Raw genomic sequence first — 21089 nt, 5'->3', positions numbered from 1 at the left:
TTTGACGAATAGGGGAAAAGTGTCGAATCTGATTATTCTTGAAGTTTACAACGAAACGAAGCCTAAGCATCTGAGCGCTATTAACTCAATGTAATGTTGAAGAAAAACATTGTGACCTTAGAAAAAATCGATAAAAAAGCCAAAGACAAGAATCAAGGCTAAAAATATCGATAAAATGAGCAACACAATAAAAGATTGGGAGCTGGAGGCCGCGCAAGCCTTGCATGATCTTCCGTTAATGGATTTGCTGTTTCGTGCGCAGATCGTGCATCGCGACAACTTTGTTCCCAACAGGATTCAGACGTCCAAGTTACTGTCCATAAAAACGGGCGGCTGTGCCGAAGATTGCGCTTATTGCTCCCAATCGGCGCTTAACGGAGCGAAACTGCCAGCGTCTAAACTGATCGAGGTTCAGAGAGTATTGCACGAAGCGCGCAAGGCCCAAGACGCTGGTGCGACTCGTTTTTGCATGGGAGCAGCGTGGCGAGAGCCGAAAGATAGAGACATGGATGCGCTGGTAGAGATGGTTAAAGGCGTCCGCAGTCTTGGTATGGAAACCTGTATGACACTAGGGGCACTGGACGAGGACAAAATTCGCCGTCTTCGTGACGCTGGGCTGGATTACTATAATCACAACATCGACACGTCCGAACGGTATTATCCTCAAGTCATTTCGACTCGTAAGTTTGCTGACAGGATAAAGACCCTAGGGCGTGTGCAAGATGCAGGAATAAAAGTGTGCTCCGGGGGTATCCTTGGACTGGGCGAAGTCACCCGGGACCGGGTCGAAATGCTGGTGACGCTTGCCAACATGGATCCGGCACCAGAATCTGTACCGATCAACATGTTGATGCCGCAAGAAAATACACCGTTGGCAGATGCCAAGCCGATTGACCCGATTGAATTTGTTCGCGTGATCGCGATGGCTCGGATCATGATGCCTCGATCTTATGTGCGGTTGTCAGCGGGACGAAGTGAAATGAGCGAGGCTGTTCAGGCAATGTGCTTTCTGGCTGGGGCAAATTCGATATTTGTTGGAGAAACACTTCTGACCGCCCAAAACCCAGAGGCCGACGCCGATGCCGCGCTTTTTGCCAAATTGGGTCTGCGAGTTGAAGTTGCGGAATGCGAAAGCCGTAAAGGCGAAGCTGAATGAGGGCCTTGGACCGGCTTTCATCGACATCTCGGATTTTGTGTAACCGAAACCGATGCCGCACGCTCTCAAAACCGGTCGGGCTAGACTTTGCGTCGAATGATTACCTGGGATTGGCGCGGTCGAGCCTGATGCAGCAGGCCGCGCGGGACGCGTTGGACAAAGGGGTCCCGCTGGGTTCCGGTGGGTCACGTCTTTTGCGCGGAAACCATGCGGAACATGAAGCTTTGGAGCAAGAGGCTGCAGATTTCTTTGGCGCTGAGGCAGCGTTGTTTATGGGGGGAGGTTTTCAGGCCAATCAGGCGATATTTTCAACCCTCCCTGCTGCCGAAGACCTAGTATTATTTGACGCTTTGGACTCATGAAGGAATGCGCCGAGGTCGTGCTGAGACCCGCAAATTTGCCCACAACGATGTAAACGATGCACGCAAGATTATTGCTAAATGGCGGGCCTTGGGTGGCCTGGGGCAAGTCTGGATCGCCGTGGAGAGCGTTTATTCAATGGAAGGGGATCTTGCGCCTTTGCCAGACCTGTCGTCGCTGGCCGTCGAGAGCGACGCGGTGCTTGTCGTGGATGAAGCTCATGCGACCGGTATCTATGGGCCAAATGGCCGAGGTTTGTCCCATGATTTGAAGGCCGAGGTACTGACATTACACACATGCGGCAAAAGTTTAGGCGTATCAGGTGGGTTGATTTGCGGGTCGAAAGTATTCATCGAAGCTTTGATTAATCGTGCGCGCCCTTTTGTTTTCGCGACCGCTCCGGCACCGCTCACCGCCGCGTTAGTAAGGACCGCCTTGCAGGTTTTACAAAACGAAAGCGACCTGAGCGCCTCGGCAAAGTCTCGTGTCGCCTCTGCTCATTTATCTGCTCGTCGATACGGTTTTCCGAAGGAAACGCTCAATAGCCAAATTATTCCAGTAATGCTGGGTGATGAAGCGCGGGCCATGAGAATGGCTACCGCGCTGCAAAAGCAGGGTTTTGATGTTCGCGGCATTCGCCCACCAACGGTTCCGCGCGGTAGGTCGCAGCTCCGAATTTCTATTACCGGAAACGTTAATCACGAGGATATCAGCGCTTTGTTCGAAACAATCCACAATTATCAAAGGAAGACTGAATGAGTGCGCTTATAGTGGCGGGCACAGACACTGGTGTCGGCAAAACTGTCTTTGCGGCGGGTCTTACAATGGCTCTTAAAGCCCGCTACTGGAAACCGGTGCAATCCGGTCTAATGGACCGCACGGATACAGATACCGTCAAGTCCTTATCCGGTGCAGAAACGCTGAGTGAAGCATTTAGGCTGAACAGACCGTCTTCACCACATTTGTCCGCTGAAGATGCTGGTGTGGAAATTTGGCTGGATCAGTTGGCGCTTCCTAAAATTGATGGACCTCTTGTCGTTGAGGGAGCTGGTGGAGTTATGGTTCCGCTGAACCGCCAGCATTTTTTTTCTCGATCTCTTTGGACAATGGTTGGCGCCGGTCATTTTGGTAGCACGCACGGCACTTGGGACAATCAATCACACGATACTAACTCTGCAGGCGCTCCGAAATGCCAATTGTACGGTGATCGGGGTAGCCTTTGTTGGCAACGCAGAACCGGACGTAGAGAAAACGATCGTCGAAATGGGTAATACCCGGTTTCTGGGCCGGTTGCCTTATCTTGATCCTTTGTCCCCTACGACCCTGTCTAAGGCCTTTGCTACGATTGATACCGATACGATCCGGAGATTTTTGTGACACCCCTTGAATTCGACGCCCGCCATCTTTGGCACCCTTATACAAATATCATGGACCCGGGGCCGGTGCATCTGATCGCTCAGTCCGAAGGGGTGTGGCTGACGCGCGATGACGGGGTCAGGATGATCGATGCCATGTCTTCATGGTGGTGCGTAATCCATGGGCATCGTCATCCGGCCATCGCAGACGCAATGAAGGCTCAGTTGTCGCAGATGCCACACACAATGTTCGGTGGGTTGACCCATGAACCCGCAATCGAGTTAGGACGCCGACTTATCGAGTTGCTTCCGAAAGAGCTAAATCGCATTTTTTTCAGTGACAGCGGCTCTGTTTCGGTCGAAGTGGCACTGAAAATGGCCGTTCAATACCAGATGGCTAGGGGGAATTCCCAAAGAACTGAATTTGCCACCGTGCGTGGTGGCTATCACGGCGATACATGGAAAGCCATGAGTGTCTGTGATCCGGTGAATGGCATGCACGGATTTTTTCGCGGGGTTTTGTCTATCCAGCATTTTGTTCCGCGACCACCTATTGCGTTCGATCAGGATTGGACAGATGACACACGCTTGAATGGGCTTGGGGCGCTTGAGGCGCTCTTGGAATCAAAGGGTGATCGGATAGCAGCCATTATTCTTGAACCTGTGGTTCAAGGGGCAGGGGGTATGTTTTTTTACCATCCCGCATGGCTGCGGGGTGCGCGGGATTTATGCAATGCTCATGGGATATTGTTAATCCTTGATGAAATCGCCACTGGGTTCGGTCGGACAGGTGAGCTGTTTGCTATGGATCATGCAGGTATCGCGCCGGATATCGTTTGTCTTGGTAAAGCTCTGACTGGCGGGCACATTACTATGGCGGCAACGGTCACGTCGGAACCAGTGGCGCTTGGCATTGGTCAAAGTAAAGCTGGTGTAATGATGCATGGGCCGACTTACATGGCTAATCCGTTGGCTTGCGCCGCAGCCATAGCAAGCTTGGATCAGCTCAAGCAACGCAGCTGGCGCAAGGATGTCAGTAATATTGCAAACCAGATGGATCAGGAACTGGCCCCAGCAAGAGAACTACCTGGCGTTGCCAATACCCGCATCTTAGGTGCGATTGGTGTAATCGAAATGGAAAAACGTGTTGATCCAGCGATTGCTCATCGGTTTGCACCTGAAACAGGTGTTTGGCTGCGCCCTCATGCCCGCAATATTTACTGTATGCCGCCATATATCATCTCGCCCGAGGAGCTAAGCTGTGTGACAGCGGCCATGGTCTCACTAGCCAAGGAAATTTAATGAAGCGGAAGTGGTTGTCACGTGGGGGTTCGGCATCGATTACTGTTGTCTTTGGCGGCTGGGCTGTAGGCGCGGCGGCTTTTAACGGGCTTCAGGGTAAGGGTTCAGTCCTACTGGTCGAGGATTACACCCAATTGGACGACCCTATTCCAGAATTGGCTCAGTACGACGAAGTCAGCGTTGTTGCCTTTTCCTTCGGCGTAGCCTCTGCCGCACATTGGATGGCGAGGATCGGGTTTAAGCCAACGCGGAAGATTGCGATCAGTGGTACTTTAATGCCCGCTGATTGCAAAAAAGGTATCGCGCCGACTCTGATCCGTTCAACAGCTGACAATCTCTCTGCTGATAGTTTTTCCAAGTTTTGCCTTCGGGCTGGCTTGAAGTCATCTGTGCCCGCGATTGATATTGCGGCTGCCCGTGCAGAGCTACACGCGATTATTGAACGCGGTTCAGCGCCGGAAACCAGGTTTGACCGTATTTGGATACCGCTACGCGACCGGATAATTCCTTCGCGGGCGCAAAAGTTGGCATGGGCATCGCAACTTCAGGCAGTTCGACATGTTTCCGGTCCGCATATCCCGTTTGGACAAGGACAAAGTTGGGCGGAATGGATTTCATGACAGCACAGCTTGTAGATCGGGTGCGACGCAGTTTCAGCCGAAGTTTCAGCAGCTATCACGAAACAGCGAACCAACAGGCTGGTATCGCTGATCGGTTGATCCAGGACCTGCATGACAGTGGTGCGCCTCAACATTTCTCTTCTGCATTGGAATTGGGTTGCGGCACTGGCCATTTAACGCAACTGTTGCGGGCCGAATTCGAGCTCGGAGCGCTGACACTTAATGATCTTGCTCCTGAGGCCCAACAAACGGCCGAGGCTTTCAATGCCGGATTTATTTGCGGTGATGCAGTAGAGATTGAATGGCCTAGACATCCAGACTTGATCGCATCTTCATCTATGATTCAATGGCTTCCGGATCCCGTCAAATTGCTTCACAGAGCAGTATCGGCACTTGCTCCGGGCGGATGGCTGGCCGTGTCTGGGTTCGGCGATGGACAATATCGGGAACTGGTACGAATAGGGTCTTCGTCCGGTGCTCCCGGCTTGTGCTCTGCAAGAGAGCTGGCTGCGGCTGTGCAGAATGACCTAGAGGTAGTGAAAATCGAAGAATCCGTGCAGCAAGCCCGTTTTCCCTCTGCTCGTCACGTTCTCGACTACTTACGCAAGACAGGTGTGAACGGGCGAACTCAGAAGAATTGGACAAAATCCCGACTGACACAGTTCATCGACGATTATACTCAGACCTACAAAGATCAGGCAGGTTTGCCGCTGACCTATCATGCGGTTTGGATCATCGCTCGAAAGCTGAATTAACCTATCATAACCGCGACAGGTGGCGTTGCATGATCGTCCGTGCGCGATTTGCATCACGGTCTTTGATTGCTTCCAAAATGGCTGCGTGATCTGGATCGTCGCGTCGTCGCCATCTGGCCGAGTAACGGGCGTTAAAATGCCAGGCATACAACAGCTGCAATTTTCCGATTTCAGCGATCAGACGTGGCATTTTGCAAGCAGAAATAACTGCCATATGAAAGTCCCGGTTTGCCTCCTCCCAATGTTCCGAGGTTTCAGCGGCGTTGCAACTTTTGTGGATTTTCTCAATTTGTTTAATTTGCTCTGCCGTCAGATTTGGAACCGAGTGATACAATGCGACCGGCTCAAGCGCGCATCGCATAGTGCGCAGTTCGTCGACGGAATTCTGATCCATCGGGGCCACACATATGCCCCGACGCGACAAACTAATAGCTAACCCCTGTGAAGCAAGGCTGAGCAACGCCTCCCTAACGGTTACTTGGCTTACCCCAAATTCTCGGGCTATCAGATCCTGCCGAAGCTTTTCTCCGGGGTGAAACTCACCTCTAACGATTTTCACCGACAGTTTTTGAGCTAATTCGTCGGACTTCTTGATCTGTTGCTGCGTCACCTAGCCTCCGTCAATCTCACGCTCGATAGATCGTACATCAAGACGCATACAGTCACATGTTTTGAAGAACAACAGGCTGACCCGGTGTTGCCGACAAGTTCGAGTTTTCGCCTTTGGATATAAGGAAGTCGCGCGGAGAACAAAGATCACACCGGCCGAAAAAGACCTGTGTTAATCACTTTGGGTAATGGAAGCGAAGTTTTAGCTTACCATTACTCCGCATACTCACCTGCGGAAATCGACGATCCGCCTCCAAGAGCGTGGTATTGTCGTTAGTAAACCTTCACCCCAACATTGACGTCATTCAAATTTGTCGGCTGAAATAAACGAAAACTGAAGCAACCTGCGCTTGCGGATTGTCTTCGATAGAATTGTAGTATTGCCTAAGTGCTTCGTACTAAATCCGTGTCATTAGATGGACATCATAACCTACTGCAATTGCAACGACCTGCTGACGATTTCGGAAAACCCTGTAGTAAATCTCTGATTGTTTGGAGGCGAGTACCGGAATCGAACCGGTGTACACGGATTTGCAATCCGCTGCGTCACCACTCCGCCAACTCGCCTTTTCTAGCAAAATCAATTACTTGCTGTGGTGTGGTGGGCGTTCTACCAGCTTTCTAAGAAGACGTCCAGTGGTTTGAGCGGAAATCTGACGACCGCAGTCATATCAAGCTTTGGCCAGGTATCTATAGACTCGCAGTACTGTTTTGGTCCTAACGACGTTGCCGCAACCGAATGGATGTGGCACAAGCCGCAGAAAGATGGAACATGAACGAGCGATGACATGACAGATTTCGCATCCCGCCGCCTTACAATGGTTGATACTCAAGTCCGACCTTCAGATGTGACCAAGTTTCCCATCATAGACGCAATGCTGTCAGTTGAGCGCGAAAACTTCGTTCCCGACGCACAGCGCGAGGCAGCTTATGTTGAGGATTTGATCGATCTGGGTAACGGGCGCTGTATTCTAGAACCACGGACCTTTGCCAAGATTTTGGACATACTGAATATTTCCAATGACGAGGTTGTCTTGGATATTGCCCCCGCACTTGGCTATTCAACGGCGGTGGCAGCTCGAATGGCTCAGTTGGTGGTTGGCGTCGAAGATGACGAAGAACTTGCGGTAGATGCGCAGACAATTCTAATGAATGCAGATGTTGACAATGCAATTGTGCACACTGGTCCGTTGGAACTGGGCGCTGCGGAGCATGGCCCCTATGACGTCATTATGATCCAAGGCGGTGTCGAGCGGGTTCCCGAAGCAATTCTGGATCAACTAAAGGATCAAGGACGTATCGCCTGCATATTCATGGAAGGAGACTTGGGAACCGTAAAAATCGGACACAAGTCGGCCGGGCACGTTACGTGGCGATATGCATTCAACGCATCGGCCCCAGTTTTAAGTGCTTTTTCCAAAATGTTTGCATTTTCGCTATAGTCGTTCAGCAAAATTTTTTGTTGCCTTGATTACTTGAAAACAAAGACGCAAATTGTTCCAGTCGCTGCCTAAATTTGGTTTGAGAGGAATTTGACATGCGTGGGACGGCAAGTAAAAAGCTGATCAAAGCAATGGCTTTGACAGCAAGCATTGCTATGGTGGCCCTTCCCGGGCGGCCTGCCTGGGCTGATAATCTAACGGACGCATTCATTGGCGCGTACAACACAAGTGGCTTGTTAGAACAGAACAGGGCTTTGTTGCGTGCAGCGGATGAAGATGTCGCAATTGCGCTTTCCGCTCTGCGGCCGATCATCGACTGGACGGCACGTGTTCGTCAGGATTTTTCGCGCGCTCGCACCGGCGGTGTTTTGACCACGGATGAACCGTCGACCTTTTTCACCGGGTTGACGCTCAGCCAATTGATATACGACGGCGGAGCATCTGTTCTGGGCAAGCAATCCGCGCAGGAAACGGTGCTTTCAACCCGGCAGTCCCTTATCGATATCGAACAACAGATCCTTTTTCGAGCAACAACCGCCTATTTGAGCGTTCTTTTACAGGAAGAAACGGTCGGCATCCGTCAAAACAACGTTGACCTGTCGGCTGAGGAACTTCGGGCCTCGCAAGACCGTTTTGAAGTAGGTGAAGTTACACGGACAGACGTTGCCTTGTCAGAGGCCCAGCTTGCCAGCTCTCGTGCGGACTTGGCTGATGCTCGCGGCGCTTTAAGCACCGCTCAGGCGGAATATGTGAATGCTGTCGGTAAGTTACCCGGACGCACGGCGGGACAACCCAGCTTGCCAAATCTTCCGCGTTCGGAATCCGAGGCGCAATCTTTGGCTCAGCGTAATCATCCGGCTATCTTGTCTGCCCAGCACCAGGTGCGAGCACTCGACCTAGTTGTTCAGCAACAACGGGCAAACTTAGGGCCCAACGTCAGATTGAACGCGGACGCTGGAATTACTGAAAGCTACGACGACGACGATTATAGGAATGACGCAAGAGTTTCTTTGGATCTAACGCAACCAATCTATGCTGGCGGGCGGTTGGCTGCGTCAATCCGGCGGGCAATGGCGACGCGGGACGCGTCGCGAGCGAACTTGCTGAATGTGCAAAAGGACATCACCCAAGGAGTCACGGATGCCTATGTTCGCTTTCAGACTGCAACAGCCAGCCTGACGGCTTCGACAGAACGAGTTCGTGCTTCGCAGGTCGCGTTCGATGGAATTCGCGAAGAGGCCACTCTCGGTGCTCGGACAACGTTGGACGTCCTGGCGGCGCAGCAAGACCTTTTGGACGCGCAATTGGCAGAAGTAGCTTCGCGTACCGAGCGGTCGCTGGCAGCTTACCAGTTGCTTCAGGCGCAGGGTTTGCTTACCGCAGAGCGTCTTGGCCTCGCGGTGCAGATTTATGACCCTACATTGTATTACAACCTAGTCAAAAGGGCGCCTGCGCAGGTCAGCAAGCAAAGTCGTGACCTTGACCGCGTTCTCAAGGCATTGCGACGCGAATAAGAGATAATACAATCGGTTGTGAGTGCGGTCCGGATTGGGTACTATTGTTCTCAAAGGTTAGAGTGATTGAGAACTATGTCTGACAGTGTAACGAATGCGGATGTTGAAGATGTTCTGTCCTCGGTTAAGCGATTGGTCAGTGAAGAAGTACGCGAAGAATCGGAGTTCATTTTTATTCCGACGGCCGCGCGCAAACCGGGCAGGTTGGTTCTGACCGAAGCGCTTCGTGTCGGCGAGGAAGAAAAATCCGCGCCACTGAAGCTGGTCACAGAATCTGAGGGTGGCGAAGAGGCAAAGAAAGCTGGGGCTGAGACAGCTGGCATCGCTGCGCCAATGCGCTTACACCTCAGTGATATTGTTCGACCACATGATGAAACGAGCGAACCTGACATTCAAGACGAAGAGTTCGACGACGGGCCAATGCCCATCGTCCCTTTAAGGCTTGGTGAAAGGCGGGATCTCGCGGGCAGCCTTAGCGCGAAGATCGAGGCGCTAGAGGCCGCGATAGCCAGAACTGAGGATCAGTGGGAACCGGATGGCGAAAGTGATGACGCTTATTCCGGAACGCCGAACCAAGCTGTTGAATGGCCGCAGGATCCTGCCGATCAATCGGCAGAGGAGGAAACGGAAACGCCTTTGATTTTCAGCCATCGTGCCGATGCTCCTGCGTCGGTGGAAGAGGGTTCGAAGGCGTTGGACGAAGACGTGCTTAGCGAATTGGTAGCTCAGATTGTTCGTCAGGAACTACAGGGTAAGTTGGGCGAAGGCATCACGCGCAACATACGCAAGATGGTACGACGAGAGATTAACAAGGTTATCGCTTCGCAGGAAACGAGTTAGCATCTAAGCGCGTTTTGGATTTTCTGCCATAGAAAGAAGCAAATCTAAGTCCATGTGTCTTTCCAGATGCTCAGCAAGTTCGTCCAAAATATTCTCTACGCCGTCTTCGTAGGCCAGGTCAGATTTTGCGCCCAAATTTTTGAGAAAGCTGGAGCGAAAGGCATCTGACGCAAAAATTCCGTGTAAATAGCTTCCGCGAACTCGTCCATTAGGGCTGGCCGCACCTTCGGGGCGACCGTCAATCTCCAACCATGCGCGGGTGCAATCGGGTCCTTCGGTCCGACCCATGTGAATTTCATATCCGCTGACACTTTCCTTGCCTGGCACAGCGATCGCGCTGCGTAAGCTCACCTTCTTTTGCCCAGACATTGTGGTGGTTACATCAAGCATGCCCAATCCGGGTACATTCCCGGGTCTTCCGTCTACTCCGTCTGGGTCTGATATTGATTTACCAAGCATTTGGTAGCCACCGCACAGACCTAATACATGCCCCCCACGCCGCACATGCGCGTAAAGATCCACATCCCAACCCTGAGCGCGAAAGAAAGCAAGATCCCCGATTGTTGACTTGCTTCCGGGCAGCAACACCAAATCAGCGTCCCCGGGCAAGGCTCGGCCGGCGGGCACAATTTCAACTGCAACTTCGGGTTCTGCAGACAGGGGATCGAGATCGTCAAAATTGGCCATTCGCTCCAGCTGTGGCACCACTACCTTCAGCACGCCTCCGGGGTGAGAACGGATATCCATCATATCCTCTGCGGGTAGCCTCCATGCCTGATCAAACCATGGCACAACACCCAGACATGGCCATCCCGTGCGAGCCGCAATTACATCTCGTCCTTCATCAAACAAAGATACATCGCCCTTGAATCGGTTGATGGAAAAGCCGCGGATCATTGCGAGGTCATCAGAATCCAGAACGGCCTGCGTTCCAACTATTTGCGCGATTACGCCGCCACGGTGGATATCGCCGACCAAAATGACCGGAACACCAGCCTCACAGGCAAAGCCCATGTTGGCTATGTCTCCCTTGCGCAGGTTGGTTTCAGCCGGGCTACCGGCCCCTTCGATCAGAACTAGATCAGCATCTGCGCATAATCTGTCAAAACTCTCCAGCGCCGCACCAAGCAGTTTGGATTTGTCTTTTCGGTAATCTGCGGCTCTCATCGTTCCGGCGCGATGACCGTGTACGATGATTTGTGCTCCAGTATCTGTTTCCGGCTTTAACAGAATTGGGTTCATATCGGTGTGCGTTTTTCGTTTCGCTGCGCGGGCCTGCAATGCTTGAGCCCGTCCAATCTCGCCGCCGTTTTCGGCAACCGCAGCATTGTTTGACATGTTCTGAGGCTTAAATGGCGCCACCTTCAATCCGCGACGGGTGAAGGCGCGTGCCAGACCGGCCACAAGAACCGATTTCCCGACATTGCTGCCGGTGCCCTGTATCATGATGGACCGAGCCATAAGTTGCCTCCAGCATTTACGCGCAGATGACCTGATTTATGGACAAAGGAAAAGCCAAAGTTGAACAAGTCCGCCCATGTTTTGACAGGCGCCACAGCTTTTATCGACCTGCTTTGGATAGTTTCCTTTGGCCGGTGATAAAAGGGTCGCGGTTTAAAATCTGTTTCGTAAATTGTTTGGCCGGGGTTTCGATTTACCCTTCTAGCATCCGGTGATCGCCAATTCACTGTCACTCAAAGGGACTGGCCCTTCTGCCATGGGTCGGTTAACGCCAGCATAGGCGGATTCGACAAATCCGGCTTAATTTGCCGCACGCTGTTCCAAAGAAAAACGCGCCCCAGTTTAAAGAGCGCGTTTTTTCCATCAGATTAAGTGCGATCAGGCAGCTTCGGCCTGATGCGCTGCATTACGGCGTTCGCTTTCTTCGCGTGACAACGCGACAGAGGTCCTGACGCCACGACCGACAAACTCCATCAGGCCGCTGACGACGCGTTCGTTTGGGTCGATCCCGGCGCACGACAGTACCTCGCGTCCATCGCGCGAGCGGGCCCATCGGGCAATCTGTTCAGGGCCATTACCGTATTTCTTGTCGTCGGCTATGGCATCATCCAGTGCGGCCAGTACGACGGCCGCGAATAGTTTCCGAGCACGGTTGCCTTGCTCATTGTTAAAGGCTGTGCCGTCAACGAAATCTCTCATCTCGTTTTCCCTATTTTTCTTGCTCTTGCATTTTTCGGCGTGACGGTCCTTATGACCTATTTGTTGCGATTCGGATACACCTAAAATGCATAGTTGCGTTGCGTAATTTGCATGGCTCTCTGCAGGTGCAGCACTAGGTTTCGTTGTCTTGCCAGGGGTGTTCCCGCCAGATATAGGGACGACAACTGGCGCATCAACCATTTGTGAAGGATTTATGTCATGCCCAAGATAAATGGGAACGAAATTCGCCCGGGCAACGTGCTTGAGCACAATGACGGACTTTGGGCAGCAGTCAAAGTAGATCACGTAAAGCCCGGTAAAGGCGGCGCTTTTGCTCAGGTCGAATTGCGTAACCTGCGAAATGGTTCGAAACTGAATGAACGCTTCCGTTCGGCAGACAAAGTCGAGCGCGTGCGCCTTGAACAGAAAGATCAGCAATTTCTTTATGAAACCGACGGAATGCTGGTGTTCATGGACACCGAATCTTACGAACAGATCGAACTGCCTGCTGACCTGCTGGGTGAACGCCGACCATTTCTGCAGGACGGTATGACCATAGTTGTGGAATTCTACGAAAGCGAGGCGCTCAATGCGACGCTACCGCAAAAAGTCACTTGCAAAATCGTTGAGACTGAACCCGTAGTCAAAGGACAAACCGCAGCAAATTCGTTTAAGCCAGCGGTTTTGGACAATGGCGTCAAAGTTATGGTCCCACCATTTATCGGTCAGGACGAGATGATCGTGGTTAACACCGAAACCATGGAGTATTCGGAACGCGCCTGACTTATACATCCAGTTGGCAACAAGGACCGCTTTGGCGGTCCTTTGCGTTTTCAGGGACGCCGTATTCTGCGGTACTGCTCGGGATGGTCGCCAAATAGCTCCAACAAAAGATCGTATTTTATCCGGTTGGCGCTGACCTGACGGTAAAACGCAATAAGGAACGAAGTCGGGCCCTGAATACGACCAAGACCGCTGGTCGCCGCCACAACTGTTCCGACATCAGTTTTTCCGTTCAGAACCAGCCAACCGCCTAACATTAGGACGCCGACTGTCCCAGCACCATTGATAACGCTAAGCAAAAATTTGGCGGACAGTTTCCAAATGAACATCTTGCGACGCGTTTCAAAAATCTCATCAAACTGTACGTCGATTTCTTTCGCCAATTCATTAATGTCGCCAATTGTCAGTTTGTCCGTGGCGCTGCGTAAGATGTGGACCCTTTCGGCGACAAAAGTGTTAACTTTGCGTTGGGAGACGAGAACTATGATGATCTGAGGAATGATCATGGAAAATGCAATTAGCCCCAGACCGGGTTGGGTGGACGAAATATAGCCAATCACACTGATCAGGGTTCCGATCTGCACGACCGGATCGGAAAATGCGCCACCGGCAAATTTTCCAAGTTCCTCTGCTTCGGCGGATATGGCGGTGGTCATTGTGCCTTTGCGGACATCCTCACCCGTTTCGTTTACGTCGATGGCACGAACCAGAAGGCGTTGACGGATCAGACGAATTAGATCCTCACCCAGTGTTCCGGCGCGAAATCCGAGTATCCATTTCAAAACCAGGCTCAATAGAATGACCCCCATCATACCGGTTCCCAGCATAATGAGGTGGTCAGTTTTGATTTCTTCGCTTGTCAGGTGGTTGATGATGTCGCGCTGAAACTCCAGTGGAACTGCAGCCAACGCTGCGATCGCAAGAGAGAGTAGAATTAGGATGATCTGCCGTCCGGCGCTGGCGCGCCAGATCGCGGCGTAAAGGCGAAACATGCGAATATCCTGACCAGTTATTTGTATCCAGTGATACCGTGCATATCGCCAGGGTCAAACGAACTTGACTTGAGTTTACAGAACAGCTTGTCGGCTTGGAGGCAATTAAGGCTATTCAACTAGTCGAATTTTGGCTTCGCCTGCGCGCATGTCGTTGCCTGCTCGGTCGAGGCGAAGAAAAGCTATTGCCCGATCTCCCGACTGCGTAAAAAGTGTTCCTGCTGATTTTCCGCCCGAAGTGATTTCAGTGCCAACCGGTGCCGCGCCGTCAATGGCGACTTGCCGCAGGCCCTTGCGCAATGCGGTTTTGTGCTTCATGCGGGCAGTTACTTCCTGCCCAACATAACAGCCCTTTTTGAAATCCAGACCGTTTAACGCCTCGAACCCGGACTCCAGGATATAGCTGTCAGGCGTCAATTCGATTCCCGTTTCCGGAATGCAGTGGCGAACGCGAATTTCATCCCAATCGGTTCCATCCTCGCTGGGTGCCGCACTGGTGTAGGCGCGCCAGCCCAAATCCGGATGCCGAGGGTCGGGCAGGGCGCCTGCTGGCGTTTCCCCCGTTCCACGTTGCAAATTTAAGTTAGCGTCTTCTATCGATACATCCGCCCGCAATTTATACATATTTAGGCGTTTGATTAACCCATCCGCCAAACCGCCAGATACGTCCAGCAAGACGTCCGATCCATGCCGCATAAGAAAGAAATCGGCCAAATACTTGCCTTGGGGAGTCAGCAATGCTGCATAGACCAAACCGTCATCCAACCGGTTTACGTCATTAGTGACGATGCCTTGCAAAAAACTATCTGTATCTGACCCGGTTAGGCGCAATATGCGGCGGTTGTGCATTGAGTATCCTCGTCTTTCGTCTTGGCACCGTGATATAGGTGATCGCATCGCCGTGACCAGAGGGTTTCGTGAATGACCGCTCCGATCAGCATCGTGATCCCGACCTTAAACGCAGGCGCCGAACTACCTGCGACCCTGCAGGCTTTGTTCGAAGGGGTGCAAGCCGGTCTTATACACGAACTGATAATCAGTGACGGTGGGTCCACCGATTCTACTATTGAGTTGGCCGATCAAGCCGGAGCGGTCATTGTTGCCGGTGCCGCTTCTCGCGGGGGACAATTGCGTAGGGGGTGTGATCCCGCCAAGGGAGAATGGCTGCTGATACTACATGCCGATACGAGATTGCAGGAAGGCTGGAGCGAGGTCGTAGCTGATCATCTACCTTTAGGGCATCCGGCTACATTTCGTTTGCGATTTCGTGCCACTGGTTTCGGCCCAGCTTGGGTAGCTGGGTGGGCGAACCTGCGCAGTCGGCTGTTTGCTTTGCCCTATGGGGATCAGGGACTGTTAGTTCGTAGGCAAGATTATTGCGCAGCTGGAGGTTTCCCAGATCAACCATTGATGGAAGATGTAGCCCTTGTTAGGGCGCTTCCGCGCGTAACCGTGCTGGATGCAGACGCAGTCACGAATGCGGAACGCTATATTCATCATGGTTGGCTGCGGCGGGGCGCTCGGAATCTTTGGGTTCTTGCCCAGTACTTTCTTGGGGCTGACACTGAGCAATTGGCCCAGAAGTATCGCCGCTGAGAGATGCGCGCAGCTCTACAACTGATTTACCCAATCGGAACGGAGCGGCAAAGCTGACCAAGCACAAAGCAATAATTTGCAAAACCAAAATATGCGCGTTCTCTTGTAAGAATTCCCATTCATCTTTCAGTTTGCTTACCTGTTCGATCAGATCATCATAGCTTTGCGCCAAAATCATGTAATCTCCGGCTATGGCGGGTACTTTGCGCCGTAAACTTTCGATAGCGGATTGGGTTGCATCATCTAACGATGTGAACACAAGAAACTGTTCAATATCGAATGCATCTGCCTTAGCAGCCATGCCGCGGGCCCCATCCATTTCGTCTTTAGAGCCGCGCCCGAACAGCAGATGAAGCCCTTGGAGCGGTGCGACTTCGTTTGTAACTGCGATAAATAGCGGGAGGTCGGCGTTGCTGGCCGTTGATGCAGACAAGAATTCGACCTTGTCGCACAAGATGGCAGTGTCCGGATCATAGGCCGGATCGCAAAATCGCAGGCGAAACCGGGCTGCATCGCGGTCAAACGCCAAAGTCGCGGCGTAGGCAACATCGATTTGGCGGTCCAGTCGTGAGCTATCAGAGGTATACAGACCAGCCAGTACTGCAACCAACGCTCCGATTCCTCCTAACACGACCCAAACCAGATCGGCGAGTTTCCAAGCGCGATGTCTGGCGGGTTTGCGGAACAAAAAGGCAGTACCTATCAAACCGGCGAGAAAAAAGAGGATCAGCAAGGAGAGTTGGTTTTCCGTAACAAAGGTCATGGGACCGAGTGTACGTCTTGAGTGAAGGCTGGCAACAGTCCTCACGCGCAGTTGTATTCGCTAAACCCGGCCAGCAATCATGAGCTGGCACTTTGACCAAATTTGCGGAATAGTTTTGTTCGATCAAAAGCCTTTTCCAATGCGTCAGTTCGTTCCTTTACGCTGTCCCAAAGTCGTTCTTGAACCTCTGCAATCACGCATTCCAAAAAAACCAACAGTGCAGCCATTGAGTCCCATGCAGATGGAACGGCGATACGCGCTGCAAATGTGTGCTTCGCCAGCCGATGGATAGGTGAACGCCACTGATCTGTAAGCAGTACAACTTCCGCCTCACGCTCGTGGCACAGTTGCCCGATTAGCAACGTGGTATTTTCGTAACGGCGAACATCCAAAGCCACTAAAATATCACCCTTGCGCACTTCTAACAGATCATGTGTCCAAGACGCGGCATCAGCCAGCAGTTTAACATCTGGCCGTATCATTTGCAGGTGCAGGTACAGATATCTCGCTAGAGTTCCGGTGATCCGGCCGCCAGTTATGAACACGCGTCGATCGGGGTCGCACAACATTCGGCAGAAGCTGTCGAACTCCTCTGGGTCGATCTCGTCGATTGAACGCTTTTGGTTTTCGAGTGCCTGACGCGAATAACGGTTGAGGATGTGTTCTTCCGGAAGGTCGTTCTGCCAGACGTCGCGCTTGGCTTCTGGCCCAGAAATCATCTCTTTGACTTCGCCACGCACGGCGGCTTGGAACTGCGGGTAGCCCTCAAATCCTGTCTTTTGCAACATGCGTGCAACGGTGGTTGTCGAAACCGAGGCGATACTGGCCAGCTCAGTTATGCTGCCAAGACCCGCCATAGGATAATCATCGAGCAACACGTTTACCAATTGACGTTCCGACGGGGTCATATCCTCCCGGTGTGCAAGGAGCTTTTCTGTCACTCGCATGGATCACTCCCTAGTTTGCAAAGGCCGGTTTGTCCATTTTTTGACATGAGAGGCAAGCCTGAAGAAATTTGTACAGGAAAAATATTGACAGGTGAACATCCAATGTAGAGATTTTTCCGCATGAGCCAGATGGAATCGCATCAAGGTAAGTCAGGGTATGGCCCGGTCGTGCACAAAGTGTCCGCTCAGGGTGCGCCTTCGATTGTGGTGGTGTGTGAGCATGCGTCTAATCGGGTACCTGGGTTTCTGGATAATATGGGGCTGAGTCGTGACGCGTTGCGCACCCACATTGCCTGGGACCCCGGAGCGTTATCAGTGGCACGCGGCATCGCAGGTAGCATGTGTGCTTCACTAGTTTTCGGCGGGGTATCGAGGCTGGTTTATGACTGTAACCGCCCGCCAGATGCCGATGACGCGATGCCGTCTCAGAGCGAGGATATCACAATCCCAGCGAACGCGCGTATGACCCAAAAGGAAAAGTCGAATAGAGTTACCGAGGTCTACCACCCGTTTTTTTCTGTTCTTTCTAACGAAATCGCAAAAAACCGCGAAACCTTGGAGTTGATGGTTACAATACACAGCTTCACCCCTGTCTTTCGCGGCAAGACACGCACGGTCGAGTTGGGGCTCTTGCACGGAAAGGACGCGCGGTTTGCTGAGGCAATGTTAGCGACCCGTCCCGTACCACAGCCTTACACCATCCGGTTGAACGAACCGTATTCTGCGGCGGACGGCGTTGCGCACACTTTGGATGTACATGCGGTTCAAAACGATCTGCTGAATGTAATGATAGAAATCCGAAACGACTTAATTGAAACGCCCCAGCAACAAAAGACTATGGTTGACTGGTTAACGCCGTGGATTGGGCAAACGCTCGCTGGTTTGAACGAAAGGCGCTCAGCGTGATCGGATTTATGGCCAGATATGTCCGGATCGTGGACGCGGTAAATTACCGGGTTGGCCGCGTTATGATGTGGGGTCTTTTTGTGATGATGGGGATCTTGTTGTGGTCCTCAATATCAAAGACCTTTTTTACACCATCTCTTTGGACGCTGGAAATGGCGCAGTTTGCTATGGTCACCTATTACATTGTAGGGGGGCCATATTCGATCCAATTGGGGTCCAATGTGCGAATGGACCTTTTTTACCACAATTGGAGCCCGCACAAAAAAGCGTGGTTTGATGCGTTCACTGTGCTTCTTTTGATTCTGTATTTGGGCGTATTGTTTTACGGAGGCATGGGTTCCACCGCTTACAGCCTAGGGTATTGGGGCGATGCGCCGTTATCATATTTCACCGGGCTTTTGACGGGCAATGAGGAAATTGGACGCCTGGAACGCTCGTCCACGGCGTGGCGCCCATACATCTGGCCAGTAAAAGTCATCATGGTCTTCGGCTTTTTTCTGATGCTGCTTCAAGCGGTTTCCGAATTCTTCAAAGACATTGCCCGAATAAACGGGCAGGAAATCGGGGTCAGGCGGGCATGAGCCAGGAATACATCGCCATTTTCATGTTCGCGCTAATGATGCTGATGCTCTTTACGGGTCAACGCGTCTTTGGCGCAATCGGGGCTGTGGCGACAATTGCGGCGTTGGCGCTGTGGGGCACTGGCGGGCAGGACATAACGTTTTCTGCAGCGATGAAGCTGATGAAATGGTACCCGCTGCTGACATTGCCGATGTTCATTTTTATGGGCTACGTGCTTAGCGAGAGCCGTTTGGCCGACGATCTTTATCGCATGTTCCATGTCTGGATGGGGCCAGTGAATGGCGGTCTGGCCATAGGCACAATTGGCCTGATGGTATTGGTCTCGGCGATGAATGGTCTCAGTGTGGCAGGAATGGCCATTGGCGCGACGATAGCTTTGCCCGAACTTTTGCGGCGAGGTTATGACAAGACAATGGTGACGGGAGTCATTCAGGCCGGTTCCAGCTTGGGGATACTTGTTCCGCCATCGGTGGTGTTGGTTTTGTACGCGATGATTGCGCGCCAGCCCGTTGGTCAACTTTGGTTGGCTGGCATCGTACCGGGGTTGATGATGGCGGGCATGTTCATTCTTTACATTTGGATACGCTGTCGAATTCAACCGCATCTTGGTCCTGCAATGGAGGACGTGCACGAAGTAACGCAAACCGAAAAAATACGGCTGCTTGGGGCAGGGGCGCTGCCGCTAATCATTTTTGCCGCGATGATGGTGCCTTTCGTGAACGGGTGGACCTCGCTTGTAGAAAGCTCGGCCATCGGTGCGCTGACCGCTCTTGTTATTTCTGTCCTAAAGCGTCGAATGACGTGGAAGATTTTCGAGACATGTACCAAGCAGACATTGGCGATTTCCTGCATGTTCATGTGGATCATTTTGGCCGCGCTTGGGTTTGGTGCTGTGTTTGATGGTCTGGGTGCTGTGAAAGCCATCGACAATCTTTTTACAGAGCAGCTCGGTCTTTCTCCCTGGATGATCCTGATCCTGATGCAGCTAAGCTTTATTGTAATGGGGACATTTCTGGATGATACGGCGATGTTGGTTATCGTGGCACCATTGTATGTGCCGTTGGTCGGAGCACTGGGCTTTGATTTGATTTGGTACGGTGTTCTGTACACGATCACCACACAGATTGCCTATATGACGCCGCCATTCGGTTACAACCTGTTCCTGATGCGTGCGATGGCCCCACCTGAAATCGGGCTCAGTGACATTTATCGGTCGATCATACCGTTTGTGGGCGTGATGGTTTTGGCCTTGATCATAATAATGGTTTTTCCGGAGATCGCTCTTTGGCTGCCCGGATACATTTATGGAAACTAACAAGAATGCCCGGCGAACGGGTGCGGGAACTTTAACGGAGAGGAAATTGACATGACGACAAGACGTAAGTTTCTGAAAACAGCTGGGGTCGGTGTGGCTGCTGCCCCCTTGGCAACGCCAGCATTGGCGCAAAGCACGATAACATGGCGGATGCAGACCTATGCCGGACCTGCACTGGCGGCGCATGTGATCGATCCTGCAATCGAAATGTTCAACAAGATCGCCGGTGACAGGATGCAGATCGAACTGTTCTATGCCGACCAACTGGTTCCTACGGGTGAACTGTTCCGTGCCATGCAGAAAGGCACGATCGACGCGGTGCAATCTGATGATGACTCGATGGCTTCGCCGACTGAGGTTACGGTTTTCGGGGGATACTTCCCATTTGCTTCACGCTATTCTCTGGATGTTCCGGTGTTATTTAATCAATGGGGCCTGAACGAGATCTGGGACGAAGAATACTCCAAAGTCGGCGTGAAACACATCAGTGCTGGCGCTTGGGACCCGTGCCACTTTGCAACAAAGGACCCAATCAACTCGTTGGAGGATATGAAGGGCAAACGTGTCTTTACATTCCCAACAGCTGGTCGTTTCCTCAGCCAGTTTGGTGTGGTTCCAGTAACTCTGCCGTGGGAAGACATTGAGGTTGCTGTTCAGACGGGCGAGCTGGATGGTATCGCGTGGTCGGGCATCACCGAAGACTACACCGTCGGTTGGGCAGATGTGACCAACTATTTCCTGACCAACAACATCTCGGGTGCTTGGGCGGGTCATTTCTTTGCCAACATGGACCGTTGGAATGAATTGCCCGAAGATCTGCAGACCCTGTTCAAAGTGTGCTGCGATCAATCGCATTATTATCGCCAATGGTGGTATTGGGGCGGTGAGGCCAATCTACGTGTAAACGGAACCAAGATGCAGCTCACCACCATTCCAGACGAAGAATGGGCAACTGTTGAAGAAGCCGCTGTGAAGTTCTGGGATGAGATAGCAGCTGAATCTGAGACGAAAGCCAAAGTCGTCGATATCTTCAAACGCTATAACGCCGAAATGCTCAAGGCGGGTCGGCCATATCGCTACGGCTGAGACGAA

Annotated in this window: 22 protein-coding genes, 1 tRNA gene and 2 pseudogenes; 17 read left to right on the top strand and 8 right to left on the bottom strand. The window is 52.1% G+C overall.

Annotated features, from left to right (window positions below):
- Positions 1-175: 175 nt before the first annotated feature.
- The 8 genes and pseudogenes from bioB to GOV45_RS07120 all read left to right on the top strand — a co-directional run bounded on the left by bioB (position 176) and on the right by GOV45_RS07120 (position 5548).
- Positions 176-1156: a biotin synthase BioB gene (gene bioB / locus GOV45_RS07145; RefSeq protein WP_170475941.1), complete on the top strand. Its 981-nt coding sequence runs from the start codon at positions 176-178 to the stop codon at positions 1154-1156.
- Positions 1153-1518 (top strand): aminotransferase class I/II-fold pyridoxal phosphate-dependent enzyme, encoded by a 366-nt coding sequence (locus GOV45_RS23560; protein ID WP_367648661.1) that lies wholly within the window; start codon positions 1153-1155, stop codon positions 1516-1518. Before bioB ends, GOV45_RS23560 begins: the two co-directional genes overlap by 4 nt.
- Positions 1499-2275 carry an aminotransferase class I/II-fold pyridoxal phosphate-dependent enzyme gene (locus GOV45_RS07140; RefSeq protein WP_367648660.1) on the top strand — a complete coding sequence of 259 codons (777 nt, stop codon included), beginning with the start codon at positions 1499-1501 and terminating at the stop codon, positions 2273-2275. The genes GOV45_RS23560 and GOV45_RS07140 overlap by 20 nt, the downstream gene beginning before the upstream one ends.
- Positions 2272-2544 (top strand): annotated as a pseudogene (bioD, locus tag GOV45_RS23555) (ATP-dependent dethiobiotin synthetase BioD); the annotation flags it as partial. The gene GOV45_RS07140 and the pseudogene bioD (GOV45_RS23555), both read left to right, overlap by 4 nt.
- A gap of 82 nt (positions 2545-2626) precedes the next feature.
- Entirely contained in the window at positions 2627-2893 is a 267-nt protein-coding gene (bioD, locus tag GOV45_RS23550; RefSeq protein WP_367648659.1) for an ATP-dependent dethiobiotin synthetase BioD, read from the top strand.
- Positions 2890-4173: an adenosylmethionine--8-amino-7-oxononanoate transaminase gene (gene bioA, locus GOV45_RS07130; protein ID WP_170475939.1), complete on the top strand. Its 1284-nt coding sequence runs from the start codon at positions 2890-2892 to the stop codon at positions 4171-4173. The genes bioD (GOV45_RS23550) and bioA overlap by 4 nt, the downstream gene beginning before the upstream one ends.
- Complete coding sequence (locus GOV45_RS07125; RefSeq protein WP_170475937.1) at positions 4173-4793, top strand: pimeloyl-ACP methyl esterase BioG family protein; 621 nt, start codon at positions 4173-4175, stop codon at positions 4791-4793. The genes bioA and GOV45_RS07125 overlap by 1 nt, the downstream gene beginning before the upstream one ends.
- Positions 4790-5548 (top strand): methyltransferase domain-containing protein, encoded by a 759-nt coding sequence (locus GOV45_RS07120; RefSeq protein ID WP_170475936.1) that lies wholly within the window; start codon positions 4790-4792, stop codon positions 5546-5548. The genes GOV45_RS07125 and GOV45_RS07120 overlap by 4 nt, the downstream gene beginning before the upstream one ends.
- A 4-nt stretch (positions 5549-5552) precedes the next feature.
- On the opposite strand, the gene GOV45_RS23545 is transcribed toward GOV45_RS07120, so the two are convergent.
- A complete protein-coding gene (locus GOV45_RS23545; RefSeq protein ID WP_170475934.1) occupies positions 5553-6158 on the bottom strand; it encodes a GntR family transcriptional regulator in 606 nt (201 codons plus the stop codon).
- 492 nt (positions 6159-6650) lie between these two features.
- Positions 6651-6724, bottom strand: a tRNA-Cys gene (locus tag GOV45_RS07110).
- Positions 6725-6945: 221 nt separating this feature from the next.
- Here GOV45_RS07110 and GOV45_RS07105 point away from each other — a divergent pair.
- The 3 genes from GOV45_RS07105 (at position 6946) to GOV45_RS07095 (ending at position 9953) form a co-directional block, all read left to right on the top strand.
- Positions 6946-7599 (top strand): protein-L-isoaspartate O-methyltransferase family protein, encoded by a 654-nt coding sequence (locus tag GOV45_RS07105; protein WP_170475932.1) that lies wholly within the window; start codon positions 6946-6948, stop codon positions 7597-7599.
- Between the two features lie 95 nt (positions 7600-7694).
- Entirely contained in the window at positions 7695-9113 is a 1419-nt protein-coding gene (locus GOV45_RS07100) for a TolC family outer membrane protein (protein ID WP_170475930.1), read from the top strand.
- A gap of 75 nt (positions 9114-9188) precedes the next feature.
- Positions 9189-9953, top strand: a complete 765-nt coding sequence (locus GOV45_RS07095; RefSeq protein ID WP_170475929.1) for a hypothetical protein — start codon at positions 9189-9191, stop codon at positions 9951-9953.
- A 3-nt stretch (positions 9954-9956) separates the two neighbouring features.
- On the opposite strand, the gene GOV45_RS07090 is transcribed toward GOV45_RS07095, so the two are convergent.
- Together GOV45_RS07090 and GOV45_RS07085 are read right to left on the bottom strand one after the other, a co-directional pair.
- The gene (locus GOV45_RS07090) at positions 9957-11414 is read right to left on the bottom strand and encodes a cobyric acid synthase (RefSeq protein ID WP_170475927.1); all 1458 of its coding nucleotides are present in this window, start codon (positions 11412-11414) and stop codon (positions 9957-9959) included.
- Positions 11415-11792: 378 nt separating this feature from the next.
- Entirely contained in the window at positions 11793-12113 is a 321-nt protein-coding gene (locus GOV45_RS07085; protein WP_039525333.1) for a DUF6280 family protein, read from the bottom strand.
- A 219-nt stretch (positions 12114-12332) separates the two neighbouring features.
- Here GOV45_RS07085 and efp point away from each other — a divergent pair, with 219 nt between their 5' ends.
- Complete coding sequence (efp, locus tag GOV45_RS07080) at positions 12333-12896, top strand: elongation factor P (RefSeq protein WP_170475925.1); 564 nt, start codon at positions 12333-12335, stop codon at positions 12894-12896.
- Between the two features lie 50 nt (positions 12897-12946).
- Here the strand turns inward: efp and GOV45_RS07075 are convergent, their stop codons facing one another.
- The gene (locus tag GOV45_RS07075) at positions 12947-13888 is read right to left on the bottom strand and encodes an ABC transporter transmembrane domain-containing protein (protein WP_170475924.1); all 942 of its coding nucleotides are present in this window, start codon (positions 13886-13888) and stop codon (positions 12947-12949) included.
- A 111-nt stretch (positions 13889-13999) separates the two neighbouring features.
- A complete protein-coding gene (ygfZ, locus tag GOV45_RS07070; protein WP_170475922.1) occupies positions 14000-14737 on the bottom strand; it encodes a CAF17-like 4Fe-4S cluster assembly/insertion protein YgfZ in 738 nt (245 codons plus the stop codon).
- Between the two features lie 72 nt (positions 14738-14809).
- On the opposite strand from ygfZ, the gene GOV45_RS07065 reads away from it, so the two are divergent.
- Entirely contained in the window at positions 14810-15484 is a 675-nt protein-coding gene (locus tag GOV45_RS07065) for a TIGR04283 family arsenosugar biosynthesis glycosyltransferase (RefSeq protein WP_170475920.1), read from the top strand.
- A 7-nt stretch (positions 15485-15491) separates the two neighbouring features.
- Here GOV45_RS07065 and GOV45_RS23710 read toward each other — a convergent pair.
- A pseudogene (locus tag GOV45_RS23710) lies at positions 15492-16247 on the bottom strand (hypothetical protein); the annotation flags it as partial.
- 77 nt (positions 16248-16324) lie between these two features.
- Positions 16325-17194 (bottom strand): MurR/RpiR family transcriptional regulator, encoded by an 870-nt coding sequence (locus tag GOV45_RS07055; RefSeq protein WP_170475918.1) that lies wholly within the window; start codon positions 17192-17194, stop codon positions 16325-16327.
- A 120-nt stretch (positions 17195-17314) separates the two neighbouring features.
- On the opposite strand from GOV45_RS07055, the gene GOV45_RS07050 reads away from it, so the two are divergent.
- Genes GOV45_RS07050 through GOV45_RS07035 form a run of 4 tightly spaced genes read left to right on the top strand, consistent with a single transcriptional unit; the run spans position 17315 to position 21083 of the window.
- Positions 17315-18100 carry an N-formylglutamate amidohydrolase gene (locus GOV45_RS07050; protein WP_170475916.1) on the top strand — a complete coding sequence of 262 codons (786 nt, stop codon included), beginning with the start codon at positions 17315-17317 and terminating at the stop codon, positions 18098-18100.
- 8 nt (positions 18101-18108) lie between these two features.
- Positions 18109-18681, top strand: coding sequence for a TRAP transporter small permease subunit (locus GOV45_RS07045; protein WP_170475914.1), 573 nt, complete (start codon positions 18109-18111; stop codon positions 18679-18681).
- Positions 18678-19997 (top strand): TRAP transporter large permease, encoded by a 1320-nt coding sequence (locus GOV45_RS07040; RefSeq protein ID WP_170475912.1) that lies wholly within the window; start codon positions 18678-18680, stop codon positions 19995-19997. Before GOV45_RS07045 ends, GOV45_RS07040 begins: the two co-directional genes overlap by 4 nt.
- A 51-nt stretch (positions 19998-20048) precedes the next feature.
- Positions 20049-21083, top strand: a complete 1035-nt coding sequence (locus tag GOV45_RS07035) for a TRAP transporter substrate-binding protein (protein WP_170475911.1) — start codon at positions 20049-20051, stop codon at positions 21081-21083.
- Positions 21084-21089: the final 6 nt, after the last annotated feature.

It is taken from the genome of Ruegeria arenilitoris, assembly GCF_013035425.1.
Lineage (GTDB): Bacteria > Pseudomonadota > Alphaproteobacteria > Rhodobacterales > Rhodobacteraceae > Ruegeria > Ruegeria arenilitoris_A.
This window is presented reverse-complemented; position numbering and strand designations above follow the sequence as displayed.

Excerpts from the sequence above, each read along its gene's own strand:
- bioB (WP_170475941.1), top strand. The coding sequence starts at position 176 with ATGAGCAACACAATAAAAGATTGGGAGCTGGAGGCCGCGCAAGCCTTG.
- GOV45_RS23560 (WP_367648661.1), top strand. The coding sequence starts at position 1,153 with ATGAGGGCCTTGGACCGGCTTTCATCGACATCTCGGATTTTGTGTAAC.
- GOV45_RS07125 (WP_170475937.1), top strand. The coding sequence starts at position 4,173 with ATGAAGCGGAAGTGGTTGTCACGTGGGGGTTCGGCATCGATTACTGTT.
- GOV45_RS07120 (WP_170475936.1), top strand. The coding sequence starts at position 4,790 with ATGACAGCACAGCTTGTAGATCGGGTGCGACGCAGTTTCAGCCGAAGT.
- GOV45_RS07105 (WP_170475932.1), top strand. The coding sequence starts at position 6,946 with ATGACAGATTTCGCATCCCGCCGCCTTACAATGGTTGATACTCAAGTC.
- GOV45_RS07100 (WP_170475930.1), top strand. The coding sequence starts at position 7,695 with ATGCGTGGGACGGCAAGTAAAAAGCTGATCAAAGCAATGGCTTTGACA.
- GOV45_RS07095 (WP_170475929.1), top strand. The coding sequence starts at position 9,189 with ATGTCTGACAGTGTAACGAATGCGGATGTTGAAGATGTTCTGTCCTCG.
- GOV45_RS07090 (WP_170475927.1), bottom strand. The coding sequence starts at position 11,414 with ATGGCTCGGTCCATCATGATACAGGGCACCGGCAGCAATGTCGGGAAA.
- GOV45_RS07085 (WP_039525333.1), bottom strand. The coding sequence starts at position 12,113 with ATGAGAGATTTCGTTGACGGCACAGCCTTTAACAATGAGCAAGGCAAC.
- efp (WP_170475925.1), top strand. The coding sequence starts at position 12,333 with ATGCCCAAGATAAATGGGAACGAAATTCGCCCGGGCAACGTGCTTGAG.
- GOV45_RS07075 (WP_170475924.1), bottom strand. The coding sequence starts at position 13,888 with ATGTTTCGCCTTTACGCCGCGATCTGGCGCGCCAGCGCCGGACGGCAG.
- ygfZ (WP_170475922.1), bottom strand. The coding sequence starts at position 14,737 with ATGCACAACCGCCGCATATTGCGCCTAACCGGGTCAGATACAGATAGT.
- GOV45_RS07065 (WP_170475920.1), top strand. The coding sequence starts at position 14,810 with ATGACCGCTCCGATCAGCATCGTGATCCCGACCTTAAACGCAGGCGCC.
- GOV45_RS07055 (WP_170475918.1), bottom strand. The coding sequence starts at position 17,194 with ATGCGAGTGACAGAAAAGCTCCTTGCACACCGGGAGGATATGACCCCG.
- GOV45_RS07050 (WP_170475916.1), top strand. The coding sequence starts at position 17,315 with ATGAGCCAGATGGAATCGCATCAAGGTAAGTCAGGGTATGGCCCGGTC.
- GOV45_RS07045 (WP_170475914.1), top strand. The coding sequence starts at position 18,109 with ATGGCCAGATATGTCCGGATCGTGGACGCGGTAAATTACCGGGTTGGC.
- GOV45_RS07040 (WP_170475912.1), top strand. The coding sequence starts at position 18,678 with ATGAGCCAGGAATACATCGCCATTTTCATGTTCGCGCTAATGATGCTG.
- GOV45_RS07035 (WP_170475911.1), top strand. The coding sequence starts at position 20,049 with ATGACGACAAGACGTAAGTTTCTGAAAACAGCTGGGGTCGGTGTGGCT.